The sequence below is a fragment of the Paenibacillus sp. FSL H7-0350 genome, from assembly GCF_038593195.1.
In the GTDB taxonomy this organism is placed as follows: Bacteria; Bacillota; Bacilli; order Paenibacillales; family Paenibacillaceae; genus Paenibacillus_AQ.
The window spans coordinates 4,872,567-4,885,873 of the sequence record NZ_CP151972.1 but is presented as its reverse complement, the minus strand read 5'-3'; the positions used below and the strand labels follow the sequence as shown (position 1 = coordinate 4,885,873).

Annotated in this window: 8 protein-coding genes and 1 riboswitch; of the genes, 4 read left to right on the top strand and 4 right to left on the bottom strand. The window is 52.2% G+C overall.

Annotation, left to right across the window (positions count from 1 at the left end; all coding sequences use genetic code 11):
- Positions 1-87 precede the first annotated feature (87 nt).
- Positions 88-933 (top strand): AraC family transcriptional regulator, encoded by an 846-nt coding sequence (locus tag NYE24_RS22385; RefSeq protein WP_076161771.1) that lies wholly within the window; start codon positions 88-90, stop codon positions 931-933.
- Positions 934-1,093: 160 nt separating this feature from the next.
- Here NYE24_RS22385 and NYE24_RS22380 read toward each other — a convergent pair whose 3' ends face one another.
- Positions 1,094-2,611 (bottom strand): methyl-accepting chemotaxis protein, encoded by a 1,518-nt coding sequence (locus tag NYE24_RS22380; protein WP_342476712.1) that lies wholly within the window; start codon positions 2,609-2,611, stop codon positions 1,094-1,096.
- A 326-nt stretch (positions 2,612-2,937) separates the two neighbouring features.
- The gene (locus tag NYE24_RS22375; protein ID WP_036695613.1) at positions 2,938-4,401 is read right to left on the bottom strand and encodes an NAD(P)/FAD-dependent oxidoreductase; all 1,464 of its coding nucleotides are present in this window, start codon (positions 4,399-4,401) and stop codon (positions 2,938-2,940) included.
- 136 nt (positions 4,402-4,537) lie between these two features.
- A riboswitch (purine riboswitch) is annotated at positions 4,538-4,637 on the bottom strand.
- A gap of 256 nt (positions 4,638-4,893) precedes the next feature.
- On the opposite strand from NYE24_RS22375, the gene NYE24_RS22370 reads away from it, so the two are divergent.
- Complete coding sequence (locus NYE24_RS22370) at positions 4,894-5,958, top strand: GGDEF domain-containing protein (protein WP_342476711.1); 1,065 nt, start codon at positions 4,894-4,896, stop codon at positions 5,956-5,958.
- A gap of 98 nt (positions 5,959-6,056) precedes the next feature.
- On the opposite strand, the gene NYE24_RS22365 is transcribed toward NYE24_RS22370, so the two are convergent.
- On the bottom strand, positions 6,057-9,197 hold the full coding sequence (locus NYE24_RS22365; protein ID WP_342476710.1) for an EAL domain-containing protein: 3,141 nt from the start codon (positions 9,195-9,197) through the stop codon (positions 6,057-6,059).
- A 299-nt stretch (positions 9,198-9,496) separates the two neighbouring features.
- Between NYE24_RS22365 and NYE24_RS22360 the strand changes: the two genes are divergently transcribed.
- Together NYE24_RS22360 and NYE24_RS22355 are read left to right on the top strand one after the other, a co-directional pair.
- The gene (locus tag NYE24_RS22360; protein ID WP_171720322.1) at positions 9,497-9,640 is read left to right on the top strand and encodes a hypothetical protein; all 144 of its coding nucleotides are present in this window, start codon (positions 9,497-9,499) and stop codon (positions 9,638-9,640) included.
- Between the two features lie 259 nt (positions 9,641-9,899).
- The gene (locus NYE24_RS22355) at positions 9,900-12,194 is read left to right on the top strand and encodes a TPM domain-containing protein (protein ID WP_342476709.1); all 2,295 of its coding nucleotides are present in this window, start codon (positions 9,900-9,902) and stop codon (positions 12,192-12,194) included.
- Positions 12,195-12,353: 159 nt separating this feature from the next.
- On the opposite strand, the gene NYE24_RS22350 is transcribed toward NYE24_RS22355, so the two are convergent.
- The gene (locus tag NYE24_RS22350) at positions 12,354-13,220 is read right to left on the bottom strand and encodes a LysR family transcriptional regulator (RefSeq protein WP_342476708.1); all 867 of its coding nucleotides are present in this window, start codon (positions 13,218-13,220) and stop codon (positions 12,354-12,356) included.
- Positions 13,221-13,307: the final 87 nt, after the last annotated feature.

The following is a 13,307-nucleotide window of genomic DNA, read 5'->3' as shown; positions in this document are numbered from 1 at the left end:
ACTGTTACCGCCTGCATTTTTAGGCATGGTTTGCAGGGTATACTTAAAAAAATCCCACTATAATTATTTTTGAAAGGAGGAGCGAATATGGATTGGCTTGATCGATTTAATGCGGCTATAGATTATATTGAAAACAATCTAGATGATAAAATCGAATATTCTTCGGTTGCTCAAGCAGCTTGCAGCTCTGAATTTCACTTTTCAAGGATGTTTTCATCATTATTAGGAATATCTCTTTCAGAATATATTCGTCGTAGACGCCTTACCAAAGCAGCCTTTGATATTCAAACAAGTAATGCCAAAATCATAGATATTGCTTTGAAATATGGGTATGACTCATCGGATGCCTTTACGCGGGCATTCAAGAAGCTTCACAGTGTCACACCCAATTCAGTCAGAGATACAGGTGTACAGTTGAAAGCCTATCCTCGAATCTCCTTTCAAATTACAATTAGAGGGGTTGTCGAATTGGAATATCGAATTGAAAGAATGGATACTGAATTGCGTTTTGTGGGAAAACGGCAAAGTGTAAAAACATCTCGTGCATTTAAGGAGATTCCTGCTTTGTGGAGAACATCCAACAAGGATGGCTTTAAACAAGCTTTAATTGACATGTCATGGGTAGAACCTAAATGCAAGCTAGAGAGCCTTGTCGGCATTTGCGGCAAAGAGGCGGCTATCACTGATGAGGTATTCGATTACTTTATGGGAGTACGATATGATACTGAAATACCTTCCGATATGGAGGAGAGTAAAATAGCCCCATGCACATATGCTGTATTCCCTAATGTTATTGATGCTTGGAAAAGGTTATATTCAGAATGGCTTCCTACGTCTGGATACGATCTTGCAAATCAACCTTGTATTGAGCATTATTTAGGACCAGGACATAAGATAAAACATGAGCTGTGGGTACCCATTCTCGAAAAGTGAATAGACTATATATTTATTGAAGTAACGTGGAACGTTAGTTCAACAAAACAGTGACAGCTTATGACTCAATTTTCCCATTCAGAGCTGTCGTCGACTTTAATTTTTGGCTAACGTCCCCCCCCTGCGTTACTGCACAGTTTACGTCCACTATTCACTGCACTTAGACTGCCAGATCAATCCCCACCACACCCACAATCTCCCCGTCGCCGTTCGTAATTGCTCTGGAGAGTGTGATGCAAGAACGCTTGGTAATAGCGGAGACATACGGCTGCGAGACGTACTGCCCTTCCGCCATCGCCCCGTTCCACCAGTCACGGCGCTTCGCATTCAGCAGCCCGGCCGCAGGCTCGGAGTAGATGAAAGTTCCATCTGTCCGGTTGGACCAGATGGCCTGCACATCCGGCACCTTATGCTTGCAGGCTGTAAGAACTCTGCCATGGATGTCCGCATCCGCTGCACACATCTCCTGCTTGGCTGCTATCTCCTGAAGCACCGCCTGCATTTCCTCAAGCCGCGCCGAATATTGGCCCAGCTCAATGACTTCGCGTCCGGCAATGCCGTTCACCGACTGCTGCAGGGTCTGAGATTCCAGCAGCAGGCTCGCGCTGATCTCATTAAGCTGCCCGATCTGTGTCCGCTGGCGGGTTACCTGCTCCAGGGTCAGGTCTACGCCTGCTATGGTCTCATTAACAATTCCCACTGCACCGCTTAGTTCGCCGGTCACCTCTTCAATCAGCCTGCTCTGCCGATCGGCCGCAGCCGCTGACTCCGTAACTATGACCCCAACTTCCTCCACCCGGGCCGAGATATCCCCGAGGCGCTGCTTCACCTTCGTTACTTCATTCACTCCATGCGCAACTGCAGCCTGCTCCTTCGTAACCGACTCCAGCACCTGCCGCACTCCATGATTGAGATCCAGCAGCACCGCCGTAGAACGCTCCACGGAATCCCGGCTCTGATCGGCCAGCTGCCTGATCCGGCCTGCGACCACAGCGAACCCCCGGCCCGATTCCCCCGCCCGCGCAGCTTCAATCGAGGCATTCAGCGCCAGCAGCGAAGTCTCATTGCCGATGCCTACGATCAGGGCGTTCATCTCCTCCACCAGCGCAATATGTCCGCTTAGCACGGTGAATTTGCTCAGCATATCTCCGCTCTGCTCCTGCAATTCCTCCATGACCTCATCGGTATTCTTCAGGGAATCCACCATCCCCGTCATCCCTGTACGCGCCGCCTGCATCGCCGCACTCAGCCGCCCGGTCAGCTCTCCAATCTGTCCGGTAACCGCTGCCACTCCGCCCATCCTGGCAAAAGCCCCCTCAATATTAGCCTTCGCCTCATTGCTCCGGGTCTGCAGCTCCACCTCATAGGCATGCGAATAGTCCGCTGTCTGCTGAAGCCCTTCGGTATGACGGGTAATCTCCTCCAGAGCACCATGCAACCGGTCCGTGGTGACGACAATTTCATTGCCCAGCAGCTCCACCTTGCTCCGGGCTTCTGCCAGTTGCCCGGCTCCGGCCACTCCGCCCCGGCGGATATTCAGCGCAAGCCCGGCAAGCGCCGCCATCAGCAGCAGATAGACAACCTTATGTACCCAGTACATCTCCATCCATAACCCATACATCCCCACACCCAGCAGCAAAATAATAACGATAGCGGCCTTGCTCCGGCGAATTCCCATTCTGCACGTTCACTCCACTCTATCATGTTATGTATTCTAACATTATATCAGCAGAGTTAAATTAAGGAAACCACTACTCTATAGATTGGACTTATATTTTTTTCTGTTAGGGGTTTGCCGCTATACCAGCCAATTGCCATTGGGTTTTAAGCATACTTTCAGCATTAAAGTCATTCTACGAATCTTTCAAAGAATACTTATCCCCAAATCTATACACATCTTATCCACAATAGAAGAAAGCCATAGTTTTCTAAAAAAACAATAAAAAACAGCCGTCCCCAGCTTCTGCGGGTACGGCTGTCCTTCCGGCGTCTTCCCGCCCAGAGTTATACTCCTGCGGGTTGTACGCTAACCTCTTGGGCATTCTTCGCCATCATGCCGCGGGCAATCCAGACGCCAGCCGCTCCGGCTTGGGCCAGTCCGCGGGTAATGCCTGCCCCGTCGCCGCCGCAGTAGAGGCCGGAGATTTCGGTCTCGAACTCATCCGTCAGCTTCGGACGGGCGGAATAGAATTTCGCTTCTACGCCATAGAACAGCGTATGTTCAGAGGCGATGCCGGGGGTTACCTTTTCCAAGGCTTCCACCATTTCAATCAGGCTCTTCATTGTGATGTAAGGCAGCACCAGACCCAGATCGCCGGGCACCGCTTCCTTCAGCGTCGGCTCCAGGAACCCTTCCTTGATCCGGGTCTCCGTAGAACGGCGGCCCCGCAGGATATCCCCGTATTTCTGTACGATGACCCCGCCGCCGGACAGATCATTCGCCCGCTTGCAGATCTCCCGGGCATATTCGTTCGGCTTGTCGAACGGCTCAGTGAAGGTATGGGAGACCAGCAGCGCAAAGTTGGTATTCTTCGAGCCCAGCGCAGGGTCCTTGTAGGAATGCCCGTTCGCAGCCATCGCCCCGCTGTGATTCTCCACCACCACATGCCCCGAGGGATTGCTGCAGAAGGTGCGGACGCGTGTACCCACGGAGGTATTGAAGATGAATTTGCCCTCGTACAGATGCTCATTGATCTCCCTCATCACCACATCCGAGGTCTCTACACGCACCCCGACATCGACCTGGTTATTGTACATTTTGAGCCTGCGCTTCTTCAGTACCTCTGTCAGCCAGGCCGAGCCGTCCCGTCCCGGAGCAATCATCACCAGACCCGCTTCATGACTCTCCCCGTTCTTCAATGTAATGCCTGTAATGCGGTGCGTTCCGTTCTCTTTGACGGTAACGATATCTTCTACTTCTGTCTTGTATAACATATCAATGCGTGTCCGCAGATATTCATAGATTGATTTCAGAATCTCCAGGTTCTGCTCGGTTCCGAGGTGGCGGACCTGCGCCCGCAGTAGCTTCAGCCCGGCGGCATATCCCCGCTGCTCAATACCGCGAATGCTCTCCGTGGTCGGATCGGTAATGACCGGGGTTGCCCCGTGCTCCAGATTGATTCCATCTACATATTCAATCAGCTCCATCACCTTGGAAGGAGGCAGATAATCCGTCATCCAGCCGCCGAACTCGGTTGTAATGTTGAATTTGCCGTCACTGTATGCCCCAGCACCGCCGAAGCCCGCAGTAATGGAGCAGGCCGGCAGACAACCGGCGAATTCCTTGCGGCCGGAGGCGGGTGGACAGAGCTTGATTTTCTCCTCCAGGATCGGGCAGTTGCGGCGGTAGATATCATGGCCCTTGTCCACCAGCAGCACCTTCAGCTCAGGGGCCTTCAGCGTTAATTCATAACAGGCGAATATTCCAGCCGGACCGGCTCCAACAACAATTACATCATATTTACTCATATCTTCTCTGTTCCTCCCAGGTGAAACGGCTTCGGCCTGCAGTTGACAGGGGCTGCGAAGCGTCTCTGCGGTATATTCGTCCACTTATCCAAGCAGCACCCAACAGCACACAAAAATCCCGGCCTCTTCATAGGTATGCAAAATGCACCCTATTCGTAGCCAGGAATTTACGGTCCCCTGTAGAAACCCTCAAACCTTATCATTGAGGATATACGAACAGCTTTACCCGTTATTACGGGCCAATTGGAATTTTACCGAATAAATCCGAATGTGTCAATGACGAATAGCATTAATAGTTCGTGTTTATAGCAATACCCAGAATCACACATACTGATAACCTCAGAAACTCCTTACAAACACGAACGTTATTACAGACCTATTCCCATACATAAGACCTAGAAGGAGAAACGTGAACATTGTCGAATATATAAGTACATTGCCACTGGAAAAGAGGAACATCTTATGCAGATCCCGCCGCCTACTCCTCGCCAAATGTATTGGAACCGCGTCCTCCTCAATACCTTTTGGATGGCGTTTATTGTTTATCTGGCAAGCCAGCTATATGTTTACTTATCCATGCGGGGCCACCGGCCCGAGTTGTCCGACAATCCATATCTCATTAGGCATATATGGATTCCAGATGCTATTCTGTTCGCCCTGCTACTGATTCTGGAGTCTGTTCATAAATACAAGCCGTTGTTATCCGAATTCTCAATTATTCTTGGAAGCCATCTGTGCGGCATCGTGTTCATTCTGAATCTTAGTTCCGAATATCATGTGAAGCCACTGATTATGCTGCTTCCCCTGCTGGTATCCATGATCTATCTGAGGGAGAATTATCTGAGGGCTTCCTCTGTGATCTGCCTGATCTACATCATCATGCTATTTCTGAACACCTCTATTACCGATTACACGCTACGCATCCAGAACATCATTATCACCCTCATCTTAGCCGGAACCTCCCTGGCCGGCTTCGGTGTTATAGCCCGGGGCAAGGATCTTATGCGGTCGCTCGAGAATTCGGTGAAGTCAGAGCAGGAGCTGCGCATCCAGAACATCATTATGGACAGGCTGTCCAAGATCGACCCGCTGACCGACCTGTACAACCATAAGACCTTTCATGAGTACCTGGGCTGGCTGATTGACCATCAAGAGAGCAATCCTTTTCCGATGCAGCTGGCTGTTATTGATATCGACAATTTCAAAAAGGTCAATGACGAGTACGGACACTGGGTCGGAGACATCGTTCTCCGGCAGGTCGCCGCTGTTATGCTCCAGCATATCGACTCCGATGATTTCGCAGCCCGGTACGGCGGGGAGGAATTCGTAATTATTCTGACAGCCAAGACATTGGAGGATTCGAAACGGATCATGGAGAAGATCCTCACGGGGATTGCGAGCCTCCCAATCAGCGAAATGGACAACAAATCGGTTACCGTGAGCATCGGAATGCATGAATATAACGGCGGGGATTCCAAAAGCTCTATCTTTCAGCAGGCAGACGACGCCCTGTACGAGGCCAAGAAGTCCGGCAAGAACAAAATTATCACCCTGTAGTAAGGTCACATATAAATTCTATATTTCAAAAAAGCGGGTCCACCATGCATAGCAACGTATGCCGGGGACCCGCTTGTCATCTAAGTCCATTCTCTGCTCTATTCCAGTTCCTCCGCTCCATACCTTCGCTGCGGAACGAGCAACTCCATCACCTGGCGCTGCGGCACCGGCCGGCTGATCAGGTATCCCTGCACCTTATCGCAGTGTGCCTCTTGGAGGAAAGCCCATTGGCTGGCATCCTCCACGCCCTCGGCTACTACATCCAGGCCCATCTTATGGCCCAGAATAATAATCGTCTGCACAAAAGATTCGCTAAAGGCCTTATCGGCCAGGGAATCGATGAAGATTTTATCCATCTTAAGGGTAGAGATCGGCAGCTGCTGCAGATAGCTAAGGGAAGAATACCCCGTCCCGAAATCATCCAGGGCAATCCGTATCCCCCGGGACTTGAGGAACTCCAGCTTGCTGACCGTACTCCCGAACGACTCCATGAAGATGGACTCTGTGATCTCCAGCTCCAGACTGGATGCCGCAAGGCCGCTCTCCGCCAGACCGTCCAGCACAATCTCTACGAAATCATCCTGCAGGAGCTGAATAATGGAGATATTCACCGATATTTTGTAAGGAATGCCGGTCCGCTGTTGGATGCTGTTCATGAACTTGCAGGCTTCCCGCAGCACCCATTCGCCGATATAGATAATCAGCCGGGAATCCTCGGCGATCTTGATGAAGGTGAGCGGGGAGACGAAGCCGAGGACCGGACTGTTCCAGCGGATCAGAGCCTCGAAGCCTGAGATCAGACCGGTCTCCATCTCTACCTGCGGCTGATAATGCAGCTCGAATTCGTTATTATTCATTGCACTGCGCAGGTGCTTCTCAATATTCATCCTGTCATTGAAGGGGGTATGCATCGATTTATCGTATACGACGTAGGTGCTTTTCCCCTCTTCCTTGGCCCGGTACATCGCTACATCGGCGTTCTTCAGAATCTCTTCCGTTGTCTCGCCGTCTTCCGGGTAGAAGGAGATCCCGATACTGGAGGACACATACAGATTGCTCTCACCGATAAGAAAAGATTTGCGGAACGCACGCATAATATCCTCAGCCAGATTAAGCACATCCACCCGGCTCTCAATATCCTTGAGGAAAATCACAAATTCATCTCCGCCCAGCCGCGACAGCATATCCGCCCTGCGCACAACAGACTGGAGACGCTCACTGGCCTTGCGGATCAGAATATCGCCGGACTTGTGTCCAAGCGTGTCATTGATGTATTTGAAATTATCCATATCTACAAAAAGCAGCGCCGCACTGCCGCCCGTCCGGCGGAAATAACTCTCCATCGTCTCCAGCAGACTGAGCCGGTTCGGAAGATTGCTGAGCGAATCCATATACGCCAGGCGGTGCATATTCTTCTGATTCTCCAGCAGCATATCATATTGCCCTACAATCTCCTGCTGGGTCGCTGAAAGCTGCTCATAGGTCACTTCCAGCTCCCGGTAGCTGTTATTCAGCTTGAATTCAGCCTGCTTGCGCTTACTAATGTCGATCAGGGAGCCGAGGAACAGGACAATCTGATCCTTCGGATCAACGATCGCCTTACCCCGCACCTCGAACCAGATGTACTCGCCCTGTCCCGTTCTCATCCGGTATTCGGTTTCATAGATCGGGGTCAGTCCGGTAAGATGCTCCTGTCTGGCCTTGCGCGCGGATTCCTGGTCATCCGGGTGAATAATGCTGAGGACGCCTCCCTCAAAGGAGTTGATCTCCACCTCGGTATATCCCATCACCTCGTACCACCGGTCCGAGAGCTTGTAGAAGCCGCTGTCCCAGTCCAGCTCCCACATGTAAGCACCCGAGCCTTCCGAGGCCAGGCGGAACCGCCGTTCGCTGACCCCCAGCTTATTGAACTGATCCTGCAGCTCCACCTCTGTGGCCGCCAGCTCCTCATAAGTGGATTCCAGCTCCTCATAGCTAAGCTGCAGCTTAAGCTCATTCTGCTTGCGTTCATCAATATCGATGCCGACCAGCACGAAGATATTCTCCGCCTGTTCGTCCATCCCCTTAATGAGAGCCGTGCGGACGGAGAAATAATGCGCACCCGGAGAATGGTCGGGCAGTCTCAGCTCGACATTGGTCACATAATCCTGAGCTGCCGCTTTGGCAAGGAGATCCCTAAGCACAGCTGCTCCAGCTTCCAGGCCGGTCAGCTCATCTATGCTTACACCAAGCACCTCCTTCTCCTTCAGCCCGGTCATCAGCTCGGCATATTTATTGAAGCGCACGCTCCGTTTGTCCCCGTGAACAGCCCACACAATCACCCCGGTATTCTCGATCACATCCTTGAAGAATTCCTGTTCAGAGTGAATCGTACGGCGCAGCCGCCGGATATACATCCGGAGCAGGACGGCACCGAACACCAGCAGAATGGTCCCGATGGAGAACACGGTAAAAATCCGGTTACGCATCTTTTCATTATAATGGTCGGAATGCACGAAGAAATACTGCTGGTACAGCTCTTCGAAGGCACCGGAGCTTACCAAACGCTCTAGCCTTGCATTGACGTAGGACACCAGCTCCGGCTTGGATTTGGTGATGCCGTAGGCCACATCCTGCGGATATAAATTGCTCATTCTACGGATAATATTACCGGTTAAGCCCTGTTCTACAATCAGATAATCGACAACCCCCTGATTCTCGAACAGCAGGTCGATCTCACCCTGACGCAGAGCGTCTAGCGCTTCCGGTACGGTTGCATATTCTATGTATTCTGATGGCGGGATACCCGCCTCATTCTGCAGGACAGACTCTGCATATTGTCCTTTACCAACACCGATCTTGTACTTACGGAGTGTACCCAGCGTCACCTCACCCTGGAGTCCTTGACGCGAATAGACGGAAATATAGCTTTTTAGCACGGGCTTTGAGAAAAGAATGTCCTGCTTCCTCTCCTCGCTGACAGCCATCAGCCCGGTGGTATCAATCCCGCCCTCAGTCAGCCTCCGGTACGTCTGCTCCCAATTCCCGGTGCTGTAGTGGACGAGATACTCATTCTTCTCAAAGACCATGCTTGTCAGATCAATATCGAAGCCCGTCAGATAACCATTCTGTATGTACTTATAAGGCGGATACTCCAGTTCTGCCTGATACTTAATTTCCTGTCTTTCGGCATAAGCGGCAGCGGGGTGTGCAAGCATGAGCACAATGCTAATTAGAAGCAACAATTTACACCGCTTCATCGCAATTCTCCTTTATCCCAAGTAAGATCGGCCTAACTATGTATACAAGCTTATTCGACAAAATATGGTAGGGTTCCTGCTCCTTTTATCTCATTTCCGATAAATTGTGCATATCCTTGTGATTTCGTATCTTTAACTCTTGAGCGTACAATCTTAGATTTAATCAAAAACTTTAGATTTGTATTGCTTTTTGTGGTTAGAATGTGGATAATAACATTAATGGTTGATAATGATTATCATTATTGGATGTATAACATTCATTATTTTCTATATTTGAGCTAAAAGGAGACTGAACACCCATGAACGCAGCCACTACCCGGACCGCCCTGCAGGTTGACGATTACCTGGACCTGCTCAATCTTGCTGTGAAAGTCGGAGATATGAAATGGCAGAAAGAAATCAAGTCCCGGTTGCAGTATATCCTGTGCCTGCAGACCCGATAGTCCATTTCATACAGAAATAGATGAATATCGCTTACTTCTTACACAAGAGGCGGTTCCAAAGGCCATTAAATGGCTGCTGGGACCGCCTTTTGATTTGGAGCTTTTGATTTGGAATAAGGATCAACGTGAGCACACGGGTGGACGCAATCTCCCTCAATTCAGCAGCACCTGCATCTGCGGAGCTTAGAATGTTTAATGATATAGTATAATGATCAGCATACTACAATGAACAATAGCCTATAGATCGGAGTGTGTCAGCTTGAGAAAAAACCTCACCCTCGCCTTGGTCTTGATATTATCGCTGCTGTGGATTCCGGGGGTCTATGCTGCGAATGTTCCTGCACAGCAGGGAGTAATTACGGATGAAGCCCGGCTGCTGTCTGCCCAAGAAGCAGAGAGTCTCACCCAGATTGCCACTACAGACCGGTACACCTTCCATGTCTTAACCGTTGATTCGCTGGCCGGGAGCGACATTTCCAGTTATGCTGCGGATGTATATGATACCTGGGGGCTGAAGTCCCGGGACATCCTGCTCCTGATTGCTTACGAAGATCATCTGACCGAGATCACCTTCATTAACCCCGGGCTGCAGGATGCGCTTGATGCCTGGTCCATACAACAGGGCGGAGCTGCGGGTAACGCAGCAATTAACAAGGTGCTGGAGAAATATTTCAATCCTTATGCCAGAAACGGAGATATTCCTGAAGGCATACGTTCTGTGATCCAGCAGATGCAAGCCATTGGCAGCAGCGGACAGAGCAGCAATACCGGCAGCGGTACATCAGGTGCTGCCGCAGGGACGGCAGGAGCTGCCTCAGGCGCTAACAGCAGCGGTAGCGGATTCCCTCTCCTGCCAGTCGCAGGCGGCCTTGTCTTGGCCGCCCTGCTGATACTGCTGCTGTATGTGCTAATTACCGGACTGCGCCGCCGCAAGGGACTATCCGCACAGCGTGAGCAGCTCGCCGACCTGCTGGTACGGGCGAACCATGCCCTGGAATCCCTTCAGCCTTTCCAGGGGATTGTGCAGGGCAAGACCGGTGAGATGGTCGAAGGGATCTCGAAGCGTCTGACCTCCCGGCTGGTTGAAATCTCTGCATTGCAGACTGCTGGGCAAGCACCATTGCCACCGTTCTACCGCCTGTCCGCACTTAAGACGGCAGCAGAGCAGCTTCAGCAGACAGAGGGGGAATTCCGCGCCTCCCTGGAGGAAGAGGAGAAAAAGGTCGCAGTCATAAGCGATGCCGACCGGAACGTCAAACAGCAGATCACCGAGTTGAAGCAGGCGGCCCCGGAGCTTGAGGAACAGCGGCAGCAAGCGGTCCGGGAGACGGGCTATACGCTGGAGGAGATTGCCCAAGATCTTCAGGAGCTGGCCGAAGAGACGGCCAAGGCAGATCAGCTGGAGCTGTTCGACCCGATTGCCGCCCAGGAGATTACTGCACAAGCCAAGAAGCGGCAACAGCAGATTGAGCAGGATGTGCAGGATGTGGGGACCTTTGACGACAAACTAAAGGCCTTCCCCGGTGTCCTTGCGGCTACCCGCAGCCGGATTACCGGGCTGATCGACCAGAACTCCCTGCACAATATGAAGGTTAAGCCTTACGACAGCCTGGAGCAGGCTTCCGCTGCCGCCAGTTCCATGGAAGCGCCGCTGCACAGCGGCGATATGGACGAAGTGCGCCGGATTGGCGCTGATATGGATGCCCTTCTGACTGAAGCCGTGGCTATGACGGAACGCCAGGCTATGATCCGGCAGAATAATCTCAGGGATCTGGAGACTATACGCAGCACATGGGCAACGCTTAGCCAGCGGCGGAACGAATTACAGAGCCGGCTTGCCGGGGCGAAGAACCGGTTCGCCCGGCAGCACCTGGACGATCTGGAGAAGCTGCTGGTAGAAGCCGGCGCCTCACTGCGGCAGGGCGCGGCGGAAGTGCCGCAGCTCGAGACCTGGACCAGCGATACACGCGGAGAGTATGACAATGCCCGCAGCGGGCTGGACCGGCTGCTTGCCTTGCAGGATGAGACTGCAAACAGCATGAATAGCATTAGCAGCAGTCTAGACTCTCTGGAGGAGCGTCTGGACAGCCTGAGCAGGCTGTTCACGGAAGGGCAGAGCCGGGTGGATGCTGCCTACAATCTGCTGCACAGCAGAGGAATTGCCTCGCAGAACCGCTTCCAGCTATCCTTGCTGCCGGAGTATACCGAGTTGGAGCAGCGTCTGGCCTCGAGCCCTTACGATCTGGATCAACTGGAGGAGACAGGACGCTCCTATACTTCGCAGATCGCTTCCTTCGTAGAAGAAGCGAACCGGCTGGTCCGCCAGAAGGAAGAGGCCGAACGCGCAGCCAGAATGGCCATGCTGCAGGAGCAGCAGCGCCGGGAGCAAGCCCGCAGACGCAATTCCGGCCCGCCGGGCGGAGGATTTGGCGGTGGAGGACGCTCCTCGGGAGGCTCTTCTTGGGGCGGCGGTGGCGGCGGCGGACGTTCCTCCGGAGGCTCTTCATTTGGCGGCAGCAAATCCGGCCGAAGCTCCGGCGGCTCCAAGTGGTAAGCAGCCGATTGCCGCTACAGCACATACTCCCCCTAACAGGTGGATGATGTAACAATCTATTCTGCGGCATTAAGCGAAATCAGGGACATTAGTGTCCCTGATTTTGCTTACTATGAACTTCATCCGCCCCACGCACCCTCACGCGAGCTAATTATATTACTACTGCATCAGGGCAATGAGATCCTTGAAGGCTGGGGAGAGCTGCAGCTCCTTGCGGTAGATTAACTGAATGTAGAAACGCTCCTTTTGCCCCGCCAAAGGAATGCCCGTCAATGCCCCTGTACGCTGCTCCTCCTCCACCGCATAGCGCGGCAGAAAGCCTGTCCCCCAGTTATGCTTCACCGCCTGCTTAATGCCCTCCAGATTCCCGAATTCCATGCCTACACGGGCAGCGACACCGGATTCTCTGAATACCTGGAGCAGCTGCTTCCGGTAAGTGCAGGTATGCTCTGTCAAAACCAGCATCTCCCCCTCCAGTTGCACAGGAGTAACTGCCGTCTCGGCTGCTAAGGGGTGCTTCGGATGGGTAACGACATATAGCGCTTCTTCACGCAGCGGCAGAGTGATCAGGTCGCCCGTATGAAAAGGAACATCGAAAATCAGACCAAATTGAATGGATTTCTCTAGGACGGCGGCAATAATATCCTCTTCAGAACCAGGCTGTACCCGCAGCTGCATGCCCGGATAACGCATCCGGTACTGATGAAGCCGGTGAGGCAGGAAGTAGGCGGCCAGTGTCTCAATAGCACCAATGTTCAGCGTACCCTGGTCACCGCCTGTAATTACTGCTCTAGCCTCTTCGCTCAGAACCAGCATCTGCCGGGCATACGGGAGCAGATTACGGCCGGCGAAGGTTGGAACCATCCCTCTGCCGGAACGTTCCAGCAAAGTGGCCCCATACATCTCCTCAAGCTTGGCAATCTGTGCCGTCACACTCGGCTGGGCGTACCCCAGCACATCGGCCGCCCGCGTATAGCTCCCGTGATCAACCACAGCACAAAAGGTCCGTAAGTAAGTTAATTCCATATGCAGACCTCCTGAATTATCAAAATTTTCGATATTTGATATCACAGACTATAAATAACTCCAATTATAAGTTCCCTGTATACTTAA